Origin of the sequence: Candidatus Poriferisodalis sp. (assembly GCF_965208485.1) — a bacterium.
Taxonomy (GTDB): Bacteria; Actinomycetota; Acidimicrobiia; order Acidimicrobiales; family Poriferisodalaceae; genus Poriferisodalis.
Window position 1 is genome coordinate 3,382,657 of record NZ_OZ242344.1, and the last position, 21,214, is coordinate 3,403,870.

At 66.0% G+C, this 21,214-nt stretch carries 30 protein-coding genes and 2 pseudogenes; 31 read left to right on the plus strand and 1 reads right to left on the minus strand.

All coding sequences use genetic code 11. The features are described from left to right. Window positions 1-245: 245 nt before the first annotated feature. The 3 genes and pseudogenes from ACOGXQ_RS15780 to ACOGXQ_RS15790 all read left to right on the plus strand — a co-directional run. Window positions 246-290 (plus strand): annotated as a pseudogene (locus ACOGXQ_RS15780) (hypothetical protein); the annotation flags it as partial. An 830-nt stretch (window positions 291-1,120) separates the two neighbouring features. Further along, a complete protein-coding gene (locus tag ACOGXQ_RS15785) occupies window positions 1,121-1,666 on the plus strand; it encodes a hypothetical protein (protein WP_419944570.1) in 546 nt (181 codons plus the stop codon). A 20-nt stretch (window positions 1,667-1,686) separates the two neighbouring features. Continuing rightward, window positions 1,687-4,125 (plus strand): hypothetical protein, encoded by a 2,439-nt coding sequence (locus ACOGXQ_RS15790; RefSeq protein ID WP_419944571.1) that lies wholly within the window; start codon window positions 1,687-1,689, stop codon window positions 4,123-4,125. 422 nt (window positions 4,126-4,547) lie between these two features. Here ACOGXQ_RS15790 and ACOGXQ_RS15795 read toward each other — a convergent pair whose 3' ends face one another. Continuing rightward, window positions 4,548-5,837 (minus strand): ATP-binding protein, encoded by a 1,290-nt coding sequence (locus ACOGXQ_RS15795; RefSeq protein ID WP_419944572.1) that lies wholly within the window; start codon window positions 5,835-5,837, stop codon window positions 4,548-4,550. A gap of 348 nt (window positions 5,838-6,185) precedes the next feature. On the opposite strand from ACOGXQ_RS15795, the gene ACOGXQ_RS15800 reads away from it, so the two are divergent. The 28 genes and pseudogenes from ACOGXQ_RS15800 (at window position 6,186) to ACOGXQ_RS15935 (ending at window position 21,214) form a co-directional block, all read left to right on the plus strand. Beyond that, a complete protein-coding gene (locus ACOGXQ_RS15800; protein ID WP_419944573.1) occupies window positions 6,186-6,323 on the plus strand; it encodes a hypothetical protein in 138 nt (45 codons plus the stop codon). 239 nt (window positions 6,324-6,562) lie between these two features. Further along, window positions 6,563-7,237, plus strand: a complete 675-nt coding sequence (gene rplC, locus ACOGXQ_RS15805) for a 50S ribosomal protein L3 (RefSeq protein WP_419944574.1) — start codon at window positions 6,563-6,565, stop codon at window positions 7,235-7,237. A gap of 10 nt (window positions 7,238-7,247) precedes the next feature. Beyond that, a pseudogene (gene rplD, locus ACOGXQ_RS15810) lies at window positions 7,248-7,853 on the plus strand (50S ribosomal protein L4); the annotation flags it as partial. A gap of 320 nt (window positions 7,854-8,173) precedes the next feature. Then, window positions 8,174-8,464 carry a 50S ribosomal protein L23 gene (rplW, locus tag ACOGXQ_RS15815; RefSeq protein ID WP_419944575.1) on the plus strand — a complete coding sequence of 97 codons (291 nt, stop codon included), beginning with the start codon at window positions 8,174-8,176 and terminating at the stop codon, window positions 8,462-8,464. An 8-nt stretch (window positions 8,465-8,472) separates the two neighbouring features. Continuing rightward, a complete protein-coding gene (gene rplB / locus ACOGXQ_RS15820) occupies window positions 8,473-9,309 on the plus strand; it encodes a 50S ribosomal protein L2 (protein WP_419944576.1) in 837 nt (278 codons plus the stop codon). Window positions 9,310-9,313: 4 nt separating this feature from the next. Further along, entirely contained in the window at window positions 9,314-9,595 is a 282-nt protein-coding gene (gene rpsS, locus ACOGXQ_RS15825; protein WP_419944577.1) for a 30S ribosomal protein S19, read from the plus strand. A 61-nt stretch (window positions 9,596-9,656) separates the two neighbouring features. Beyond that, entirely contained in the window at window positions 9,657-10,436 is a 780-nt protein-coding gene (gene rplV, locus ACOGXQ_RS15830) for a 50S ribosomal protein L22 (protein ID WP_419944578.1), read from the plus strand. A gap of 2 nt (window positions 10,437-10,438) precedes the next feature. Then, window positions 10,439-11,326 carry a 30S ribosomal protein S3 gene (gene rpsC / locus ACOGXQ_RS15835; RefSeq protein ID WP_419944579.1) on the plus strand — a complete coding sequence of 296 codons (888 nt, stop codon included), beginning with the start codon at window positions 10,439-10,441 and terminating at the stop codon, window positions 11,324-11,326. Continuing rightward, entirely contained in the window at window positions 11,326-11,742 is a 417-nt protein-coding gene (rplP, locus tag ACOGXQ_RS15840; RefSeq protein ID WP_419909887.1) for a 50S ribosomal protein L16, read from the plus strand. The genes rpsC and rplP overlap by 1 nt, the downstream gene beginning before the upstream one ends. Then, a complete protein-coding gene (gene rpmC / locus ACOGXQ_RS15845; protein WP_419944580.1) occupies window positions 11,742-12,050 on the plus strand; it encodes a 50S ribosomal protein L29 in 309 nt (102 codons plus the stop codon). The genes rplP and rpmC overlap by 1 nt, the downstream gene beginning before the upstream one ends. Next, entirely contained in the window at window positions 12,047-12,325 is a 279-nt protein-coding gene (gene rpsQ / locus ACOGXQ_RS15850) for a 30S ribosomal protein S17 (RefSeq protein WP_419944581.1), read from the plus strand. Before rpmC ends, rpsQ begins: the two co-directional genes overlap by 4 nt. A 29-nt stretch (window positions 12,326-12,354) precedes the next feature. Next, entirely contained in the window at window positions 12,355-12,723 is a 369-nt protein-coding gene (rplN, locus tag ACOGXQ_RS15855) for a 50S ribosomal protein L14 (RefSeq protein WP_419944582.1), read from the plus strand. Between the two features lie 13 nt (window positions 12,724-12,736). Beyond that, on the plus strand, window positions 12,737-13,075 hold the full coding sequence (gene rplX, locus ACOGXQ_RS15860) for a 50S ribosomal protein L24 (RefSeq protein ID WP_419944583.1): 339 nt from the start codon (window positions 12,737-12,739) through the stop codon (window positions 13,073-13,075). Window positions 13,076-13,128: 53 nt separating this feature from the next. Beyond that, on the plus strand, window positions 13,129-13,671 hold the full coding sequence (rplE, locus tag ACOGXQ_RS15865) for a 50S ribosomal protein L5 (RefSeq protein WP_419947413.1): 543 nt from the start codon (window positions 13,129-13,131) through the stop codon (window positions 13,669-13,671). 35 nt (window positions 13,672-13,706) lie between these two features. Further along, window positions 13,707-13,892 carry a type Z 30S ribosomal protein S14 gene (locus tag ACOGXQ_RS15870; RefSeq protein WP_419909875.1) on the plus strand — a complete coding sequence of 62 codons (186 nt, stop codon included), beginning with the start codon at window positions 13,707-13,709 and terminating at the stop codon, window positions 13,890-13,892. Between the two features lie 10 nt (window positions 13,893-13,902). Beyond that, a complete protein-coding gene (gene rpsH, locus ACOGXQ_RS15875) occupies window positions 13,903-14,307 on the plus strand; it encodes a 30S ribosomal protein S8 (RefSeq protein WP_419944584.1) in 405 nt (134 codons plus the stop codon). Window positions 14,308-14,316: 9 nt separating this feature from the next. Continuing rightward, a complete protein-coding gene (gene rplF, locus ACOGXQ_RS15880) occupies window positions 14,317-14,886 on the plus strand; it encodes a 50S ribosomal protein L6 (protein ID WP_419944585.1) in 570 nt (189 codons plus the stop codon). Beyond that, window positions 14,883-15,242 carry a 50S ribosomal protein L18 gene (gene rplR, locus ACOGXQ_RS15885; RefSeq protein ID WP_419944586.1) on the plus strand — a complete coding sequence of 120 codons (360 nt, stop codon included), beginning with the start codon at window positions 14,883-14,885 and terminating at the stop codon, window positions 15,240-15,242. Before rplF ends, rplR begins: the two co-directional genes overlap by 4 nt. A gap of 112 nt (window positions 15,243-15,354) precedes the next feature. Next, entirely contained in the window at window positions 15,355-15,903 is a 549-nt protein-coding gene (gene rpsE, locus ACOGXQ_RS15890; protein WP_419947414.1) for a 30S ribosomal protein S5, read from the plus strand. Continuing rightward, complete coding sequence (gene rpmD, locus ACOGXQ_RS15895; protein ID WP_419944587.1) at window positions 15,900-16,109, plus strand: 50S ribosomal protein L30; 210 nt, start codon at window positions 15,900-15,902, stop codon at window positions 16,107-16,109. The genes rpsE and rpmD overlap by 4 nt, the downstream gene beginning before the upstream one ends. After that, complete coding sequence (gene rplO / locus ACOGXQ_RS15900) at window positions 16,093-16,584, plus strand: 50S ribosomal protein L15 (protein WP_419944588.1); 492 nt, start codon at window positions 16,093-16,095, stop codon at window positions 16,582-16,584. The genes rpmD and rplO overlap by 17 nt, the downstream gene beginning before the upstream one ends. A 9-nt stretch (window positions 16,585-16,593) precedes the next feature. Then, the gene (gene secY, locus ACOGXQ_RS15905; protein ID WP_419944589.1) at window positions 16,594-17,922 is read left to right on the plus strand and encodes a preprotein translocase subunit SecY; all 1,329 of its coding nucleotides are present in this window, start codon (window positions 16,594-16,596) and stop codon (window positions 17,920-17,922) included. Continuing rightward, entirely contained in the window at window positions 17,922-18,557 is a 636-nt protein-coding gene (locus ACOGXQ_RS15910; RefSeq protein ID WP_419947415.1) for an adenylate kinase, read from the plus strand. The genes secY and ACOGXQ_RS15910 overlap by 1 nt, the downstream gene beginning before the upstream one ends. Window positions 18,558-18,597: 40 nt before the next feature. Then, on the plus strand, window positions 18,598-18,711 hold the full coding sequence (gene rpmJ / locus ACOGXQ_RS15915) for a 50S ribosomal protein L36 (protein WP_419944590.1): 114 nt from the start codon (window positions 18,598-18,600) through the stop codon (window positions 18,709-18,711). An 18-nt stretch (window positions 18,712-18,729) separates the two neighbouring features. After that, window positions 18,730-19,107 carry a 30S ribosomal protein S13 gene (gene rpsM / locus ACOGXQ_RS15920; protein WP_419944591.1) on the plus strand — a complete coding sequence of 126 codons (378 nt, stop codon included), beginning with the start codon at window positions 18,730-18,732 and terminating at the stop codon, window positions 19,105-19,107. 61 nt (window positions 19,108-19,168) lie between these two features. Further along, window positions 19,169-19,561: a 30S ribosomal protein S11 gene (rpsK, locus tag ACOGXQ_RS15925; RefSeq protein ID WP_419944592.1), complete on the plus strand. Its 393-nt coding sequence runs from the start codon at window positions 19,169-19,171 to the stop codon at window positions 19,559-19,561. A gap of 1 nt (window position 19,562) precedes the next feature. Next, a complete protein-coding gene (gene rpsD, locus ACOGXQ_RS15930) occupies window positions 19,563-20,180 on the plus strand; it encodes a 30S ribosomal protein S4 (protein ID WP_419944593.1) in 618 nt (205 codons plus the stop codon). Between the two features lie 20 nt (window positions 20,181-20,200). Then, window positions 20,201-21,214, plus strand: coding sequence for a DNA-directed RNA polymerase subunit alpha (locus ACOGXQ_RS15935; protein ID WP_419944594.1), 1,014 nt, complete (start codon window positions 20,201-20,203; stop codon window positions 21,212-21,214).

The following is a 21,214-nucleotide window of genomic DNA, read 5'->3' on the forward strand; positions in this document are numbered from 1 at the left end:
TGGTACCCGACGCCACCTACTGGGAAGATGGGGTCGAGTGGGAGCATCTGCTCCTCAACGAACCCCACGCTCGGTAGAACTCAGGAGGGCCTTCGCACTTTCGGAAAATGTGTGCTGCTGGACTCGGCGGAACTCAGGCCTTGTGGATTCCGCAGCAGACTCTCGCCGCTCGACGGCTCTCGAACCGCTGATGCGGTGGACGGCGGCCCAAGCTGCACATCGCCGACACTGGCCTCGCTGCCCACTTGCTCGGCGTAGGACCCGAAGCGCTGCTCGCCCCGATGTCGCAGACAGTCGAGGCCCTGGTCGAGTCGTTCGTAGTCTCCGAGTTCGCGCGCCGGTCAGCCAGTGCTCAGACTCGACTCAGTGAATCCCGGATCGTTCATCGGCGGGGTCGTGCCGCACTTGGGCGAACACGACGTGAGCCTCGGCGATCGCATATGGATGCGACCGGTCTCGTCGCTGTGGCTGGACGATTGATCGGCCGTGTTGTGTCACGGTATGCTGCCAACGTACGCCCCCATCAGCCTCTCCCCGGCTCGCCGGGTGAAGCGGTTGGGGGCAGACTTCGTCTTGATGCCTATGGGCAGCAACCAGTAGCCCGGCCAAGTGACCTGAGGGTTGGCGGCGAGTTGAGCTGCTGCTGTCGCCGCGCTCCAAGGCGTGGTGCAGGCTGTGATGTCGAGACTGCCAGTCCGACGGCCCAGCGCTGCCCATGGGCCTCGAATGGTCGGTGCCGGCAGGTGGCTGCGCCTACGCCGGGGCAAGTTGCAGCCGCAGCAATGCGCGTGCTAGAGTGTGCAGCCGTGAATCTGGCTACCCCCCCCCCCCCCCCTCTTCGTCGCCTCGTTCCCGACGGTCGGCCTCGCGGGTGTGCCAATTCTCTGCTGCCCCGGTAGCTGCTCATACGTCGTTTCGGGCTAGCTGCTGTGAACTGAGGAGCGCGCGCCCGCTGGGCGCTCTCTTCAAACTCGGGCGAACGCAAACGCAAACACAACCAGTTGTGGTTGCTCCTGCCGCTGCGCCTCCGGGGCGATGCCTCAGGCGCGCTGCGCGCCTTGTTCCCTGTGCGCGTTCGCGCTGGTACCGGCCGCTACCGCGCCGACCAACAGCCCACTCAGTGAAGGAGACGGTTCCTGCGCCGAGGCGCATCATCTACAACGACGACCCGGCTCTGTTTGATCTTGATGCTGACACGCAAGATGGCGAGTACAGCTGGTTCGAACCGCCTGCTGAGATCAACGAACAGGGTTGGGGAGACAACGGCTTCAGGTTCACGGTCGCCATTGGCAACAGCAGCGATGATGCGCTGGACAACTTTGCGCGCTGGGAGTTCGACCCCGTCGACGGCGAATTCGATATCCAGGCGTGGATTCCCGCCGCATGGGCGTCGGCAGAGATTCAGTACCTGATCTGGGTGGACTCAAACGATGACGGTCGATTCACCGAGCAGGAGAACATCGCAAGTCCGTGGCTGGATCAGTCGCTGGTGCCGGGCTGGGCTTCGTTGGGTACACATTCGTTGGACGGCAGTGTCCGTATCGAGGTGCAGGACACCCGCTCACGCGACGACTGGCGGGCCCACGGGGACGAAGCCACCGGCGTCGTGGCGTCGAGGATCGCAGTTGATGCGATCAGACTCGTCGAAGTCGCCGACCGGCCATGACTATAGGCAGAAGTCGGTTCTTGAGGCCGCGGCGGCCGCTGCTGGCATCGGTGGTGGCCGCGGTGGCGGCGGCGAGTCTGGCGTTGGTGCCAGCGGCTGCGGCTGCCGATGATGGCGGCAGCGTGGTATTGCCGCCGGTGAGCTACACGGCTTCGGCATGTGCAGGCAAGACGCCGATCGTGGTGGCGTCGGATGCAGCAGCGCAATCCGACCTCTACAGCGCCGTCACGCTCGCGGGGGTGGTGGGGACTGATTGCGTCGTGCTCGCGGGGGGACGTGGCGAGTCGTGGCCCCGGCATCAACGAGCGCGCCTCGATGCTGCCGATGCTGATGGCTACGTCGTGGGCGGTCGCGCGGCGGTGCCTAACTCGAAGGTGACGGGCCTGAACCTGACGCGGGTGGCGGGCGCCGATCGGTGGGAGACCGCCCGGCTGGTCGGCAACGAGGCAGGCAGACTCGCAGGCGCGGATGATGTCGGTGCGGAAGCGTCCGTTGGCGCCGAGGACCCCATCACCGACTGCACCGGCGACATTCCCATCGTGGTGGCGTCGGATGCCGCCGCACAGTCCGATCTGTACAGCGCGGTCACGCTCGCCGGAGTGATCGGCACCGACTGCATCGTGCTCGCCGGCGACCGCGACGGTGTCATGCTTCCTGCACAGATCGTGAGGCTCTACACGGCTGCGAGCGGAGGCTTCGTCATTGGCGGCAGCGGCGCGGTGCCCAACGCCAAGGTCGCGGGCCAAGATCTGACGAGACTTGATGGCGACAATCGATGGCACACAGCACAACAGGTCGGAGAACTAGCGCATTCCATTGCTTCAAGCGACGACCACCATCAGTCCGTCAACGTGACCAGAAATAAGGAACCCCGATTCATTTCGGTCATTGCGTTAGGTGGCTCAAATCGCAGGTCAGAGACATGCGGCCTCCAGACTAATGGAACTGCCTTGTGCTGGGGTGGTGAAAGTGACTTTCCAGCTACGAGGTTCCCAGTTACAGCTAGCCTATCCGACAGCGATTTCACCGCGATCATTACCTCGATATCGGGCACGCCTCTGTGCTCTAGATCGGGCAGTCGCATCCGATGTCTGCCACCCAAATGCCGCATCGGGGCTGATAACAGCATCGAGTGTTCGTTGAACCGCCGCGTTGATGAGAACGTGCCAGAGGGCAAGTATTCTGCTGTTGAGTACGATGGTACAACAGCGTGCGGGCTCCGCACAGATGACACCGTGGTGTGCTGGGGCAGCGGAGCAGCTTCGGAAGCGCCGGAAGGCACCTTTATGGCGCTCGCGGTCGGCAGCGGTTTTGGGTGTGCGATTCGTGCCGACGGCACGATTCGCTGCTGGGGCAGGGACTATGATCCAGACAAACGTTACGTATATCCTAGGGGCAGTGCCTTTAGGTTCCCTGATGGAGATCGATCGTATGTGTCCATTACGGCCGGGGATGAGCACGCCTGCGGATTGGAAGCCAATGGAATCGTGACTTGCTGGGGTGGGCGAGTGGGCGGCAGGAACGTTCCGCTGGGGAATACGTTCAGCGCGGTGAGCGTGGGCCACGGACACGCTTGCGGTGTATACACGAATGGCCGCGTCCAGTGCTGGGGCAGCAATGTATCCGAGCGAGGCTCTGTGCCCGGGCAGGCGGATGCACCTAGTGGCTCGTTCAATTCTGTAGTTACTGGTCACGACCATTCTTGTGGCTTGCGTGCTGATCACGAAGTTGTATGCTGGGGCAGCAACAAACTCTACTACTCGGTCGGTGGGATTGTCGGGCAGTCCAGACCACCCACTGGTGAATTCACTTCAATTGCCGCTGGGAGTGATCACAATTGTGGGTTGCGCCGAGACCGGAGTATCGAGTGCTGGGGCAGCAACTATGCTTGGTCTGCCAGTGACGATGATCTTGACGACAGCCACTACGTAGGTCAAGCCGATCCACCAGATGGAGAGTTCATTCAGGTGGACGCGGGAGTGTGGCAATCATGCGGTCTCAAGACTGATCGCACCATCCTGTGCTGGGGTGAAGCCCCAGCAGTATCTCCTGACGTGTTGGACGGAATTGACCTACGAGACAGCCCTAAAGGCAAGTTCACATATCTGTCCGTCTCCGGTAATCATGCATGTGCAGTCAGCGAGAGCGGTTCAGTTTATTGCTGGGGAGACGACAACAGCGAATGGTTGGAGGACGAAAGCTATGACATTAACTTCCCCAACCCCGATCCTACTTTCAGGCCGACGCCCTCAGGTGCATTTGTTGAAGTTTCTGTTGGCGGCGTTCACGCGTGCGGTCTGCGTGCCGACAATACCATCGAGTGTTGGGGCCTCAACGCATATGCCGGTCTTCTGGATGCCCCTCAAGGCGAGTATTTGTCAGTGTCCGCCGGAGCGCAATTCAGTTGTGCAGTGCACGTTGATGGCCATCTCAATTGTTGGGGGGGTCGGGGTTTGTAGCCAACTGACCGCACCTTCCGGTTACCAACTGACCGCACTTTCTGTCGGTGCAGGCGGGCCCTGGGGAAATCTGTGTGGGGTTCTCGCGGCGGGCGGGCTGCGCTGCTTCAACGTTGGGTACCTCAGCAGTATTGCATTACCGATCAGCAGTATTGCATTACCGAGTTGAGGGGATTGACCCCGAATCTGGACGAGTCCTCCGAACAGGAACTTCAGCGAGCGGTGTCGCCAGACCGGGTTGGGGAGGTGGGGGACCCTCGGCAGGCTGCTCGGTTCGCGGTGCGGGGTCCCCTGCGCCGAACCGACGTCCGGCGAGGCCGGGTGCCCACAGCACTTGGAACCGGTCGGCACAACCAGAGGACCGTTCCTCCGACATCAGTTGGTGTCACGACGTCTCGGCCCCGCACAGCAGCACCTGTCGCTCAGGCCGTGAGCAGTGCGGCGGGGATGACGGCGATGCCGTCGGGGCGCCGGTATGCCTCTGGCCCGGTGGTGATGACGGCGGCGTCGGCGAGGGCGGGTCCGATGCGTTCGGCAAGCCATCGCAAGTGACGGGTGTCGCTGCGGGAGGCGGTTTGGGTGAGTTTCACCTCGACGGCCACGATGCGGCCGCCGGGGCCCTGGACGATCAGGTCGATTTCGTGCTCCCCGCCTTGGGTCCGCAGATGGAACACCTTGGCTTCGTTTGCCTGTGCGTACACGCGAACCGACAGGGTGACCAGCGATTCAAACAGCGCGCCGAGCAGGCTGGAGTCGCGGTCAAGGCCGTGGCCGCTGTCGCGCCCTGCGAGCAGGGCGTCGGTGTCGGTCTCGAGCAGGCGGGCTGCGAGCGCCGGGTCGGCGAACTGGTGCACTGGGGCCGAGGCGAGCCGGCGCAAGTGGTTGCGGACCGGCAGCCACGCGGGCAGTTCCTCGATCAGCCACAGCCCCTCGAGCGCCGCGCGGTAGGCGATGGTGGTCGCTTTGGTCGGCTTGTCGGCCTCGCCCGGCGACGCTGCGTCGCGTATCTGCTCGAACGTCGTTGTCGTCGAGGTGGCGGCGGCGTAGGCGGCCATCCATCGTCGCAGGGCTGCCCGGTTTCGCAGCGTGCGGCCCTGCTCGTGGACGTGACGCTCGGCGATGCGGTCCAAGTAGCCGTCCAGGAAGGCTCTTGATGCGCGCTGGGAGTGCCCGACGAGCCCGGGGAAGCCCGAGCCGGTGATCTGCACGGCGTAGTCCTCGAGCCGCAGTGGGCTCGCTCCGTCCACGACGGTGCCGCTGCCTGCGAGCAGGTTGCCGAGGCTGACCGTGGGCGTGCACAGGCCGCGCTCCGCGAGCGACAGCGGCCGCAGACGCACGGTCACGATCCTGCCCGCGCCCGAGTGCGTCGGCACCTGTGCCGGTGCTGCAGAGCCGGTCAGCAAGAATCGGGGCGTGCGCGGGTCGGCGTCCACGGCCCGGCGCACGACATCCCACGAGGCCGGCAGCCGCTGCCATTCGTCAATGAGAACGAGGGGCTCGCCCTTGGCGAGTCGCGAGGGATCAGCGCGAGCTATGTCGAGCTCGGCTACGTCATCGAGGCGGTGCACGGTGGTCGCCCGGCGCAACGCGGTCTCGGTCTTGCCGACCGCCCGCGGTCCCTCCAGCGCCACAGCGGGCAGCTCGGCGCACAGCACGTCAAGCTCGCCGTCCGCGATCCGCGGCAGATAGCCGTCGTGTGCACCGGACCCCATCCCGCGTAACGTTATCGCACCAATCCGACGGATCGTATTGAACTAATACGACGCTCTCAAACATACCGGCACGACGAGTGCCGGGTCAGGAGACTGTCTGAGGCTCATGCGCCAATCGCATCTGCCTCGATCGAGATTCCCGAATCGGATGTGGCAGCGATCCCCAGCGCCAACGGTCTCCCACCGCTGCGCTGTGGCGACATCAGACAGGGCCATCGGGCACGTCCTCCTCGAGGAGTGAGCGATTGCCCTCACCGAGGATCGTGCCGACGGCCGACCCAACAGCGGACCCTGTCAGCCGCCACAACGTTTGGTTCCGACCTGCCGACATCGAAGATCACCGGGTGCATGGATTCGGCTGAACCCGGCTCTGACATGGCCGACATCCCGTTCGCATCCCGTTCGACGCCGCTGACATGCAGTCGTAACCTCGCCGGGTTGAGAGACCGGTACGGCACGATGCTCGCAGATGCGATCCCGCTGTGAGCCACGGCAGTTTCGCTTGACCCTTGGGGCTGGGTTGGGGCGGTCATGGTGGATCGGTAGGCTGCTTTGTTCGCGGCGCGGGAATGTCTGCGCCGAAACCGACGTCCGGCTAGGCCGGGTGCCTCCCCTCAATGGGTCGGGTATTCGGAACCGGTCGGCACAACCAGAAGTCCGCTCCGCCGGCCCAGCCGTGCGGAGCGTTCGCATGGTGAAGGTACGAAGGCACGAGAGAGACGCCCATGGCGAACAAGGCGCTGGTCGCCACCAAGGTCGGCATGACACAGCTCTGGGACAGCGACAATCGCGTCGTCCCGGTGACCGTGCTGCGCGTCGACGACTGCCGGGTCACCCAAGTCCGTACCACCGAGCAGGACGGCTACACCGCGGTGCAGGTCACCTTCGGCCATCGCGAGGTCCGAAAGCTCGACCGGCCCACCAACGGTCACTACGAGCGTGCCGGCGTAGATCCCGGCGTCAAGCTCGTGGAGCTGAGGCTCGACGATGTGAGCGAGATCACGGTCGGCACCGAATTGGGTGCCGACCTTTTTGGTCCTGGGGAGCTTGTCGATGTGACGGCGACCTCCAAGGGCAAGGGCTTTGCGGGCACCATGAAGCGGCACAACTTCTCGGGCCAGCGAGCCAGCCACGGCGCGCACCGTGTCCACCGGGCACCGGGTGCCATCGGCGCGTGCGCGACGCCGTCACGGGTGTTCAAGGGCACCCGCATGGCCGGCCGCATGGGCAGCGAGAAGGTCACCACGCTCAACCTCACCGTGGTGGAGGCCAACGCCGAGCGGGGCCTGCTGCTGGTGCGCGGTTCGGTCCCCGGACCCAAGGGCGGCACCGTAGTGGTCCGCAATGCCGTCAAAGCGCCGCAGGGCGCGTCAGCCAGCACAGCACCGGTCGAGGCGTGAGGAGGTTCTGATGACGCTCACGCTCGACGTTCGCACTCCCGACGGCGGCACCGCCGGCACCGTCGGCCTCGACGAAGCGATCTTCGGCATCGAGCCGAACATGGCAGCGCTGCACCAAGCGGTGACCGCACAGCTCGCAGCTCGCAGGGCCGGCAGCCACAGCACCCTCACCCGTGCGGAGGTCCGCGGCGGCGGCGCCAAGCCGTGGCGGCAGAAGGGCACCGGCCGGTCTCGCCAGGGTTCCATCCGCTCGCCGCAATGGGCCGGCGGCGGCGTGGCGCACGGTCCCAAGCCACGCGACTACCGCCAGAAGGTGAATCGCAAGACCGTCCGCTTGGCTCTTCGTTCGGCGCTGAGCGATCGGGTTCGCAGCGAGCGCGTCATGGTCATCGACGAATGGCGATTCGCGCAGCCCCGCACGAAAGACGCCGTTGCCGTGCTCGAGAACCTGTCCCTCAGCGGACAGGTTCTTCTCGTTCTCGACGACAGTCCTGCTGATCAGACGGCCGACCGCAGCTTCCGAAATCTTCCGTCGGTCAGCTCGGTCCGCCCGTCAGAGCTGAATGCCTACGACATCCTGCGCTCGGACTGGCTGGTCTTCACCACCGACACATTGCCGACCAGCGCTGAGTCCCCCAGCACGGCACAGCCGCGCACAGCACCGACCAGCTCGGCGGCATCCGGGGACGGCGTACCACCCGCCGACGCAGCCGTGCCCACCGCAGAGCTGTCAGACGGCGACGCCACCGTGGCGAGCACGACCGTGGTGACCGACGAGCCAGTCTTCGAGGTCGCCGACGAGTCCGACCACAGCACAGCGACGGTGGGTGAGGCGGCTGACACGAGCGATGCAGCGCCGAACGATGCAGCGCCGAACGATGCAGCGGCGGACGGTGCAGCTACGAGCGATGCAGCGCCGGATGCGGAGGAGACCCAGTGAAGAACCCCCGCGACGTGCTGATCGCCCCGGTGATCTCGGAGAAGTCGTATGACTTGCTCGAAGCGGGCGTCTACGTGTTCCGTGTGCATCCCTCGGCCGGCAAGCCCGAGATCCGCCAGGCGGTCGAATCGATTTTCGACGTCAAGGTCGCCAAGGTCAACACGCTCAACCGCAAGGGCAAGATCCGGCGCAACCGGCGCAACAACACCGTCGGCCGTCGGCCGGACACCAAGCGGGCCATCGTCACCCTCGTCGAGGGCGACTCGATCCAGATCTTCAATTCGTAGGACTCGGCATGGGCATTCGAGTACGCAAGCCGACGAGTCCCGGGCGGAGATTCCAGACGGTCTCGGATTTTGCCGACCTCACGGCAACCAAGCCCGAGCGCTCCCTCGTCGCCAAGAAGCACTCCACCGGGGGGCGCAACAGCTACGGCCGCAAGACGTCCCGCCATCGCGGGGGCGGCCATAAGCAGCGCTACCGGGTGGTCGACTTCCGCCGCAACAAGGACGGGGTGCCCGCCACGGTCGCCACGATCGAGTACGACCCCAACCGCAACGCACGGATCGCGCTGCTGCACTATCACGACGGCGAGAAGCGCTACATCTTGGCGCCCGCCGGGCTGGAGGTCGGTGACAAGCTGGCCAACGGGCCGCAGGCCGAAGTGCGGGTCGGCAACGCCATGCCGCTGCGCTATGTGCCGGTCGGCACCACGGTGCACAACGTGGAGCTGAAGCCGGGCGGCGGCGGCCGGATGGCGCGTTCGGCCGGTTCCAGCGTGCAGCTCGTGGCGAAGGAGGGCGCATATGCCACGTTGCGCCTGCCCTCGACCGAGATGCGCCGCGTGCCGATCGACTGCCGTGCCACGATCGGGTCGGTCGGCAATGCCGAGGCTGATCTCATCAAGATCGGCAAGGCGGGCCGCAATCGCTACAAGGGCGTTCGCCCCCAGACCCGGGGCGTGGCCATGAACCCCGTCGACCATCCCCTCGGGGGCGGCGAGGGCAAGTCCTCCGGCGGCCGTCATCCGGTGTCGCCGTGGGGCAAGCCTGAGGGCCGCACCCGATCGAAGAACCGCAAGTCCAATGACCTCATCGTCCGCCGTCGCCGGACGCGAGGGTCCCGGAGGTAGAGCGATGCCGCGCAGTCTCAAGAAGGGCCCGTTCGTCGACGACCACCTGCTCGCAAAGGTGGACGAACTGAACGAGAGCGGCGAGAAGAAAGTCATCAAGACCTGGAGCCGGCGCTCCACGATCATCCCCGAGATGATCGGCCACACGATTGCGGTGCACGACGGGCGCAAGCATCTGCCCGTGTACGTCACCGAGTCGATGGTGGGCCACAAGCTGGGCGAATTCGCGCCGACGCGGACGTTCAAGTTCCACGCGGGCCAGGAGCGAGGCGGCAGGCGGCGATGAGCGGTTTCGTCCTCACGCGGACGTTCAGCGCCCAAGCTGGACGGGAACAAGGACGGCGGCGATGAGCGGTCTCATCGATCTGGACGTCATCGCCGGGGCGAAGGCGACGCTTCGCTACGGCCGGCTGTCGGCGTCGAAGGCACGGGTGGTGCTCAACCTCATCCGGGACGAGGACTTGGCCCTTGCTCGCGACCGGCTGCGGTTCTGCGAGCGCGGTGCTGCCGAAGTGGTGTCCAAGGTGCTCGAGAGCGCCGTGGCGAACGCCACCAACAATGAGCAGCTCGATGCTGACGAGCTGTACGTGGCCGAGTGCTGGGCTGACGAGGGACCGGTGCTGAAGCGCTGGCGCCCGCGGGCACGGGGCCGCGCGACGCGCATCCACAAGCAGACCTGCCACATCACGGTGATCGTTGCGCAGCTCAGCGACGAAGAGCTCGAGATGCGTGAGGCCCGCTTGGCCGCCTCGGGTTTGCAGACGGCCGCCGCGGCCCGAGCGGCGCGTGTCGCCGCCAGCCGGGCAGCGGAGGCGGGCGACAGCGAGCCGGATGACCAGTCGGCCGATGAGCCCAGTGCCGGGATCGAGCTTGAAGAAGCAGCGGCCGGCGAGACAACAACCGACGAGACAACAACCGACGAGACAGCGATCAGCGAGACGGTCGATGCTGCAGACGCAGCAGCGTTCGACGATGCGGCTGCCCCCGAAGGCGGCCACGACCCTGAAGACGACGCCGAAGACAAGGCCGAGGGCGAGGCCGTCGCGACGGACGACGTCGAATCCAGCGAAGTCAGCGGGGCCGGAGCCGGCGACCCCGAAGCTGCCGACCCCGAAGAAAAGAACTGATCATGGGTCAGAAGGTCAACCCCTACGGATTCCGCTTGGGAATCACCACCGACTGGAAGTCGCGCTGGTACGCCGACAAGGAGTATCAGGACTACCTCATCGAGGACTGGAAGATCCGCGACTTCCTGCGGACCGAGCTGCCGCATGCAGCGATCAGCCGCATCGAGGTGGAACGGACCCGGGATCGCCTGAGGGTTGACGTGCACACCGCCCGTCCCGGCATCGTCATCGGACGCCGCGGCAGCGAGGCCGACCGCCTGCGCACCAAGCTCGGCAAGATCTCCGGCAATCCCAAGGTGCAGCTGAACATCCAGGAGATCAAGCAGCCGGAACTGGAAGCCGCGCTCATCGCTCAGGGTGTGGCAGACCAGCTCGCCGGCCGTGTCGCGTTCCGTCGGGCCATGAAGCGCGCCGTGCAGAACGCCCAGAAGGCAGGTGCGCTCGGCATCCGGGTGCAGTGCTCCGGACGCTTGGGGGGCTCCGAGATGGCCCGCACTGAGTGGTACCGCGAGGGCCGCGTGCCGCTGCACACGCTGCGTGCCGACATCGACTACGGCTTCCGCGAAGCTCGCACCACTGCGGGGCGCATCGGCGTCAAGGTGTGGCTCTACAAGGGCGACATCCTCCCGTACAAGGTTTCCTCCGACGAGCGCATTCACCGCGAGGCGGCCATGGCGACTGGGCAGACCTCGGGTGACGGCGCCCCCCCCGCAGGGGCTGTGTCGTCGGCTGGCCGACGCGGCGATCTGGACGATCTGCCCGAGGAGCCCGTCCCGCTGCTGCGCGAGGCCGATCCCGAGTTTGAGCGCCTGCTGGAAGAGGAAGAGCAGATCGAGCGAGCCACGCGGGACCAGTCCCAGACGCCCAATTTCCGGCCGGGAGACGACTGATGCTGATGCCTCGCAAGGTGAAGCACCGCAAGGCGCACCGCGGCCGCATGAAAGGTCGCACCAAGGGCGGCACGGCTGTGCACTTCGGCGACTACGGCATCCAGGCGCTCGAGCCCGGCTGGATCACCGCCCGCCAGATCGAGGCAGCCCGCATCGCCATGACCCGCCACGTCAAGCGCGGCGGCAAGGTGTGGATCAACATCTTCCCGGACAAGCCGGTGACGGCGAAGCCCGCGGAGACCCGTATGGGATCCGGCAAGGGCAACCCCGAGAAGTGGGTCGCAGTCGTGAAGCCGGGCCGGGTCATGTTCGAGCTGGGCGGGGTGAACGCCGAGCTGGCTCGTGGCGCCATGGAGCGCGCCATCCAGAAGCTGCCCGTGCGGGCACGGGTGATCTCGCGAGAGGAGGCCATCTGATGGCCAAGGCCGCGACGCTTCGCACGCTGTCCGACGACCAGCTGTTCGACGAGCTCGAGAGCGCTCGCCAGGAGCTCTTCAACCTGCGCTTCGCGTTCGCCACCGGGCAGCTCGACAACTCCGCACAGATGTCCGCGACCAGGCGTGACATCGCACGCATTCACACCGTGCTGCGTGAGCGCGAGATCGCTGCCGCCGAGGCGCTGGCTGGCGTCTCGCAGGGTTCGGCTGGGCTGGCTGGCGTCTCGCAGGGCTCGGCCGAGAACCCGGCCACAGACGACGCAGCCTCGACAGGAGATTCCTCATGAGCACAGAGTCGGCCACCGACGCTGAGCGCAACCGCCGCAAGATCCGTGAGGGCATTGTCACCTCGACCAAGATGGACCGCACCGCGGTGGTCTCGGTGACTGAGCGCGTGCGTCACCCTCGCTATTTCAAGACCGTGCAGCGCACGAAGAAGCTGTACGTCCATGACCCCGCGGGTGAGACGCGTCCGGGCGACCGGGTGCGCGTCATGGAGACCCGCCCGATCTCGAAGACCAAGCGCTGGCGCTTGGTGGAGATCACCGAGCGGGCGCGCTGAGCCCGAGTCCGAGAAGAATTGCGTACCTGATGATCCAGCAAGAGTCCCGACTCAAAGTCGCCGACAATTCGGGCGCCCGCGAGGTGCTGTGCATTCGCGTGCTCGGCGGCACGGGTCGGCGTTACGCCTCGATGGGCGACGTGTTCATCGCCACGGTGAAGGACGCGATTCCCGGCGCCTCAGTGCGCAAGGGCGACGTGGTGCGCTGCGTCGTGGTGCGCACTCGCAAGGAGCGCCGGCGTCCTGACGGCAGCTACATCCGCTTCGACGAGAACGCCGCCGTGCTCGTCGACAACAACCGCCAGCCGCGGGGCACCCGCATCTTCGGTCCCGTCGGACGCGAGCTGCGCGACAAGCGATTCATGCGCATCGTGTCGCTCGCGCCAGAGGTCCTCTGAAGGGGGTGTGGAGATGGCACGTCAGCGAAACCAGCTTCCCCGGCTGCGAGTGCGCAAGGGCGACACGGTGCGCGTCGTGTCAGGCCCGGACAAGGGCCGCGAGGGCGAGGTCGTCTCCGTCGACCCGCTGCGGCGCCGCCTGACCGTCGAGGGCGTGAACGTCGGTCACAAGCATCAGCGTCCCTCCCAGCGGAATCAGGAAGGCCAGATCATCGACTACCTGCTGCCGATCGACGTGTCGAACGTCGCGGTGGTGTGTCCCCGCACAGGCCAGCCGGGCCGTGTCGGGTTCCGTTTCGAAGGCGACCGCAAGGTGCGCTATCACCGGGTTTCCGGGGAGGAGTTGCCGTGAGCGTGACTGAAGCTCCCGAAGTCGCCAGCCTCTCGGCGCGGCCCGAGCCCCGGATGAAGACGCTCTACCGCGACACCCTGCGGGTCCAGCTGCAGCGGGAGCTCGGACTCGGAAACATCATGCAGGTCCCGACGCTCACCAAGATCAGCGTGAACATGGGTGTCGGCGCGGCACTCACGAACCGGGGCCTGCTCGAAGGCGCCGTCGACGATCTCGGTCGCATCTGCGGCCAGCGGCCGGCGATCACCCGCGCCAAGCGCTCGATTGCGGGATTCAAGCTGCGTGAGGGCAATGCAATCGGCGCCCGGGTGACTCTTCGCCGGGATCGCATGTGGGAGTTCTACGACCGTCTCGTGTCGCTGGCGATTCCCCGCATCCGGGACTTCCGCGGGCTGTCGCCGCGCAGTTTCGACGGCCACGGCAACTACACGTTCGGCATTACCGAGCAGCTGGTCTTTCCGGAAATCGATTACGACAGCGTCAACCAGATCCGGGGCATGGACATCACGCTCGTGACGTCGGCAGTCGACGACGAGGGCGGGCGCGCCCTGCTCGATGCACTCGGCTTCCCATTCCGGCAGGACTCGACCCCGTAGCGTCCCGCTTTGCACACTTCACAAAGGCAGTACTGATGGCCAAGAAGGCACTGATCAACAAGCAGCAGCGCACCCCCAAGTTCAAGGTGCGCGCCTACACGCGTTGCCGTGTGTGCGGCCGACCGCGGTCGGTGTACCGCAAGTTCGGGCTGTGTCGAGTGTGCCTGCGAGAGATGGTCCATGCCGGCGAGGTGCCCGGCGTGACCAAGGCCAGTTGGTGAGGTCGGGTTCATGACGATGACTGATCCCATAGCGGACATGCTGACCCGCATCCGCAACGCCAACATGGTGTTCAAGGACGAGGTGGCCATGCCGTCCTCGAAGCAGAAGGAGCGCCTTGCTGCGATCCTCAAGCGAGAGGGCTATGTGAGCGATTTCAAGGTGGAAGGCGGCGATGCCAACCACAGCCGGACGCTCACGATCAACCTCAAGTACACGCCCGACCGGGACCGGACGATCTCGGGACTGCAGCGGGTCTCCAAGCCCGGGCTGCGTGTGTACACCAAGTCCGACAAGGTTCCCCGCGTGCTCGGCGGACTCGGCATCGCCGTGCTGTCCACGAGCCGGGGTCTGATGACCGACCGCGAAGCCCGGCGCAAGCGCATGGGCGGCGAGGTCCTCTGTTACGTCTGGTAGGAGGCTCAGATGTCACGCGTGGGCAAAGCGCCCATCTCGATCCCCGACGGGGTGACGGTCACTGCCGAGTCGGCCGCGGATGCCGCCGGTTCGCCGGTCGGTGCCGTCGTGACGGTCAGCGGACCGCAGGGCGAACTCACCCGCGAGCTGGCAGCGGGCATCACGGTGCACGTTTACGACGGCGTCGCCGCTTTGGACCGAGCCGACGACAGTCGCTCGCAGCGGTCGCTGCACGGACTCAGCCGGGCGCTGGTGGCCAACATGGTCGAAGGCGTGTCGGCGGGCTTCTCCAAGGAGCTCCAGATCGTCGGCGTGGGCTACCGGGCCGCGGCCAGAGGGCCGTCGGCGCTCGAGTTGTCGCTGGGCTTCAGCCACACGGTCCCGGTGACGGCGCCCGAGGGCATCTCCTTCGAGGTCCCGAGCCAGACCTCGATCATCGTCAAAGGCATCGACAAGCAGCTCGTGGGCCAGGTGGCGGCCAACATCCGCAAGCTGCGCAAGCCCGAGCCGTACAAGGGCAAGGGCATCCGCTACGTGAACGAGCGCGTGCTGCGCAAGGCCGGAAAGGCGGCGAAGTGAGCGTTCCGACGAAAGCGGCACGGCGTGCCCGGCGACGGAATCGTGTCCGCAAGAAGGTGTCGGGCACGGCCGATCTCCCACGCCTTGCGGTCTTCCGGTCGAACCGGCACATCAGCGCGCAGCTCATCGACGACGAAGCAGGTCACACGCTGGCCTCTGCGTCGACTCGCGAAGCTGCGCTGGCCACTGCGGGTGGCGGCAACATGGCCGCCGCCGGCGAAGTCGGACGGATCATCGCCGAGCGGGCCTTGGCGGTCGGCGCCACGGCCGTGGTCTTCGACCGCGGAGGCAACCGTTACCACGGCCGCGTCGCGGCCCTTGCAAATGCTGCCCGCGAGGGCGGCCTGAGGTTCTGAGGGGGAACTCGTGGCAGATGCACCTACGACCGAGGCGCCGCGCGAGCGCGGCGCCGGTCGGCGCCAGCGCGAGCGGCAATTCGACAACCCGCGCAGCAGCAGCGATGAGGGCCTGCGCGAGTCGCGAGTCATCGACATCAACCGTGTGGCCAAGGTGGTCAAGGGCGGGCGCCGTTTCTCGTTCTCAGCGCTCGTCGTGATCGGCGACGGTGCCGGCCGGGTGGGCTTGGGCTACGGCAAGGCCAAGGAAGTGCCGCTCGCCATCCAGAAGGGCACCGAAGAGGCACGCAAGAGTCTCTCTGAGGTGCCGCTGGCCGGTTCCACCATCATCCATCCCGTGCTCGGAGTGATGGGTGCCGGCAAGGTGCTGCTGCAGCCGGCTGCGCCCGGCACCGGGGTCATCGCCGGCGGTGCGGCCCGGGCGATCCTGGAGGAGGCGGGCATCAGTGATGTGCTGGCCAAGTCGTTGGGCTCGTCGAACCACATCAACGTGGCTCGTGCGACCATCGCGGGGCTGGCTGCATTGAAGCGTCCCGACGAGGTGGCCAAGCTGCGGGGACTGTCGCCCGAGGAGTGCATCCCCGCCGGCCTGCTGGAGGCCTACCGGGAGACCGAGCGCGCCCGCAAGCTGAGCGATTCGACAGCGGGAGTCCAAGCATGAACCAGATCGTCGTGACCCAGGTGCGTTCGGCCATCGGGGCCAAGCCCAAGGCGCGCGGCGCCCTGCGTGCGCTCGGCCTCGGAAAGATCGGCCGCAGCCATACCCTTCCTGATCGACCCGAGATCCGCGGCATGCTCCGCAAGGTCAGCCATCTGATCACTGTCCAAGAGATTCCAGGAGAGGCCGGCGATGCTCAGACTGCATGACTTGGCCCCGCCGCCAGGCGCGAAGCGCAAGCGCAAGCGGGTGGCCCGCGGCACTGGCGGCAAGGGCGGCAAGACTGCAGGCCGCGGTACCAAGGGCACCCGGGCTCGGGGAACCGTTCCTGTTTGGTACGAAGGCGGGCAGCTCCCGCTGCAGGTGCGCATTCCCAAGCGGAAGGGCTTCAAGAACCCGTTCCGTGTCGAGTACCAGCCGGTGAACCTTGACACGCTCGATGAGTGCGGTCTTGACGAGATCACGCCAGAGGCGCTGCTGGGTCGCGGCTTGGTGTCGCGGGGTTCGATGATCAAGGTGCTGGGCCGCGGCGAGATCATCAGGCCGATCACGGTGAAGGCTCATGCAGCGTCCGAGGGGGCCCGTGCAGCTATCGAGGCCGCTGGGGGCAGCATCGAGATTTTGCCGCCCACGTTCAAGGGTCCGCGGCCAGCCGCTGCGGGCAATCAGCACACCAATCGCTAGGGACTCGTCGTGCTCGGCCACATGCGGAACATCTTCCGGATTCAGGATCTGCGCCGGAAGATCATGTTCACCCTGTTCATCATTGCGGCGTACCGGCTGGGGTCTCAGGTCCCGGTCCCGGGCATCGACTTCGACGCCATCGTGCAATTGCGCGAGGAGGCCTCCTCGACCGGCGGCGTGCTGGCGCTGCTGAACCTGTTCTCGGGGGGCGCGCTCACCAATTTCGCGATCTTCGCTTTGGGGATCATGCCGTACATCACGGCATCGATCATCATCCAGATTCTCACCGTGGCGATCCCGCGCTTCGAGCAACTCCAGCAGCAAGGGGCGGTGGGCCAGCGGAAGCTGACCCAGTACACCCGCTACTTGACGCTCGGCATCGCGTTCGTGCAGGCCACCGGCATCACGTTCATCTTCGGGCGCGGTCAAGGCACGGCGCTTGGCAACACAGCGGCCGTCATCGTCATACCCGATTTCACCTTCAACCGGGTGGCCTTGGTGATCCTGTCGCTCACGGCGGGCACGGCGCTGCTCATGTGGATGGGTGAGCTGATCAGCCAGCGCGGCGTGGGCAACGGCATGTCGCTGCTGATCTTCGCCTCGGTCGTGTCTACGATCCCCTTCGACGGAGCCCGCCTTCGAGCGGTGCAGGGCACGGTGTACCTCATTGCGGCGATCATTGTGGCTGTCGGCATGATGGTGGCGATCATCTTCATCGAGCAGGGTCAGCGTCGGATCCCGGTGCAGTTCTCCCGGCGGCAGGTGGGGCGTCGGCTGTATGGCGGGCAGAACACCTACATCCCGCTGAAGGTCAACCAGTCGGGTGTGATCCCGGTCATCTTCGCCAGCTCGATCCTGTTCCTGCCGGTGCTGCTGTCGAACGTGGCGAACTGGGGCTGGCTGCAGACTGCGGTCGACGAGTACCTCACCCAGCCGGACCACATCGCCTACATCCTGTTCTTCGGTGGGCTGATCGTCGGCTTCGCGTACTTCTATACGGCCATCACGTTCGACCCAGTTCGCCAAGCCGACAACATTCGCAAGCAGGGCGGCTTCATTCCGGGCATCCGGCCGGGGCCGCAGACCGAGCGCTACTTGGCCAGGATACTGAACCGCATCACGCTGCCGGGTGCCCTGTTTATCGCCATGGTTGCGCTGTTGCCCAGCGTGCTGCTGTCGTTGACGAGCGATCTCGACGCACTCGGCACCGGAGGCGCAGGTGCGGCTATCGGTTTCGGCGGCGTGTCGATCCTGATCGCGTCGGGCGTGGCGCTGGAGACCATGAAGCAGGTTGACAGCCAGCTGCTCATGCGCAACTACGAAGGTTTCCTGGCTTGATGTCGGTCAGCGCCACCCGGCGGCTGGTTGTCCTGGGCAAGCAGGGGGCAGGCAAGGGAACCCAGTGCGAGCTGCTCGTCGAGCGCTACGGCGTGGCTCACATCTCCACAGGTGACATGCTGCGCGCCGCGGTGGCCGCGGGGACCGAACTGGGGTGCCGGGCCAAAGAGGTGATGGACGCAGGCGAGCTTGTCAGCGACGAGTTGATCCTGGGTATCGTGGCTGAGCGTCTCGAAGAGCCCGATGCAGTGCCTGGCTTCCTGCTGGACGGCTTTCCCCGCACCGAGGCACAGGCAGATGGGCTGTTTGCCCTGCTTGCACCCCACACGGTGAGCCGGGTGATCGATCTTGAGGTTCCCGACGAGGTGGTGACGCAGCGGATGCTGGAGCGGGGCCGCGCGGATGACACGCCCGGGGCAATCGCACGCCGGCTGGATCTGTACGAGACAGAAACGGCGCCGCTGCGCAAGCTGTTCGCCGATCGGGGAGTGCTGGTCACCGTCGACGGTCTCGGCACACCCGATCAGGTGCATCGGCGCATCGTGGCGGCTGTTGAGGCCGCACCGGCCAGCTCCGTGGCGGCTGTTGAGGCCGCACCGGCCAGCTCCGTGGCGGCTGTTGAGGCCGCACCGTGACCCGTATACTTGCCCGCTCGTCTACAGCGCAGGTCCCCCGATGAAAGTCCGTCCGAGCGTCAAGAAGATCTGTGACAAGTGTCGCGTCATCCGTCGTCATGGGCGGATCCGGGTGATCTGCGTGAACCCGCGGCACAAGCAGCGGCAAGGCTGAGACAGGAGTCCCGTATCGATGGCCCGAATAGCCGGCGTCGACATACCGCGTGAGAAGCGTGTCGAGATCGCGTTGACCTACATCTATGGAATCGGCCGTTCAGCCAGCCAGCAGATCTGCGAGGATCTGAACATCGCTGAACGCACCCGCGTGCGCGATCTCACCGATGCCGAGGTGGCTCGTATCCGCAACCACATCGACGCCGGCCTCACCGTCGAGGGCGACCTGCGGCGAGACGTGGCCCAAGACGTGAAGCGCAAGATCGAGATCGGCTGCTACCAGGGCGTCCGCCACCGCCGCGGCCTGCCGGTGAGGGGCCAGCGGACGCATACGAACGCACGTACCCGCAAGGGGCCGCGCAAGACCGTGGCCGGCAAGAAGAAGGTGCGCAAGTGATGAGGCGCGCGGAGCGAACACATCAGCCACCTCAAAGTGGACTCAACAGGAGCGGACGCAAGTGAACAAGCAGTCGGCCCGTCGCGGCCGCCGCAAGGAGCGCAAGAACGTCGGCGACGGCGTGGCGCACATCAAGAGTTCGTTCAACAACACGATCATCACGTTCACCGACTTGGGCGGGAACGTCGTGTCGTGGGCGTCGGCGGGCAACGTCGGCTTCAAGGGTTCTCGCAAGTCGACACCTTTCGCTGCGCAGCAGGCTGCCGAGCAGGCTGCCGAGCGGGCGATGGAGCACGGTGTGCGCCGAGTGCACGTGCATGTGAAGGGTCCCGGCTCGGGTCGCGAGACGGCCATCCGCTCGATCCAGAATTCCGGCATCGAGATCAAGGGCATCCGCGATATGACGCCGGTGCCGCACAACGGCTGCCGTCCTCCGAAGCGCCGGAGGGTCTGACATGTCTCGTTATACGGGTCCCAAAGCTCGCGTCTCGCGGCGGCTCAACACCAATATCTGGGGCACCGCCGGAGAGACCAAGGCGCTGGACCGGCGCCCGTACCCGCCCGGCGAGCACGGCCGTGGACGGCGACGCAGCCAGAATTCCGAGTTCCTGATGCAGTTGCAGGAGAAACAGAAGTGCCGCTTCACCTACGGGATGACCGAGCGGCAATTCCGCAACCTCTATGAGGAGGCCGCCCGCCAACGCGGGGTCACCGGCGAGAACCTGCTGCGGCTGCTGGAGCTGCGCCTCGACAACATCGTGTACCGGGCCGGCTGGGCGGCGACCCGCCCTCAGGCTCGCCAGTTCGTGAACCATGGCCACATCGACGTCAACGGTCGCCGGGTGAACATTCCCAGCTACAGGGTTTGCCCCGACGACGTGGTCGCCCTGCGTTCGCGGTCTCGCGAGATCGTCACCATCCGCTGGAACCTCGACGTGCTGGATCGCACGCCGCCGCCGTGGCTCGAGGCAAGCGACGGCGGCCAGCAGGTCACGGTCAGCGAGCTGCCGATCCGGTCCCAGATCGAGATTCCGGTACGCGAGCAGCTCATCGTCGAGCTCTACAGCAAATAATCATCCACGAAGGGGTCAATGTGTCCATCTCTGACACCTTGGTCATGCACCGACCGACAATCGACATCCTGGGCGAGTCCGAGGGCAATCGCCAGCGCTTCGCCATCAGCCCGCTGGAGCCGGGTTTCGGGCACACGCTGGGCAACTCGCTGCGTCGTACGCTGCTGTCGTCGATTCCCGGCGCTGCGATCACCCAGGTCCGGTTCGACGATGCGCTTCACGAGTTCACCACCATCGAGGGCGTGGTCGAGGACGTCACCGACATCGTCCTGAACCTCAAGGACATTGTGCTGCGGTGCCACAGCGACGAACCCGTCGCGGTGCGTCTTGACGAGCGCGGCGTCGGTCCGGTGCTCGCCGGCCATGTCGACTGGGGTGTCGACGTCGAATGCCTGACGCCCGACCTGCACATAGCGACGCTCGGTGAGGGAGCGCGCCTGGCGATGGACCTGACGGTCGAGCGTGGCTGGGGCTACTCGGCACCCGACAGCGACCGTGTCGGCGGCGCGATCGGCGCGATTCTCATCGATGCGCTGTTCAGCCCGGTGCGGCGTGTGGCCGTTGAGGTCGAGCCGGTGCGCGTGGAGCAGTCCACGGACTTCGACCGGCTGGTGCTCGACATCGAGACCGACGGCGCCATGAGCCCACGTGAAGTGCTGGCATCGGCAGGCGACACGCTGTGCCGGCTGATGCTCATGATCGCCGAGCTCTCGTCAGACCGCTTGGGTCTGGAGATCGCCGACGTGGCAGTGAGCGACGGCCGGACCAGCGACCTGGAGCGGCCGATCGAGGACTTGGGCCTGTCCGAGCGGGCACGCAACTGCCTCAAGCGAGCGCAGTTCAACACGATCGGCGAGCTGCTCGATCAGTCGGTGGACGAGCTGATGACCGTGCCGAACTTCGGCCAGAAGTCGCTGGATGAGGTCATCGAGAAGCTCGACGAACGAGGCTTGGCACTGCGGGGCATGAGTCCGACGGCTGCACCTGAGCAGTCCGAGCAGAACGGACCGGCCGAGCCGGCGGCGGTGAGCTGA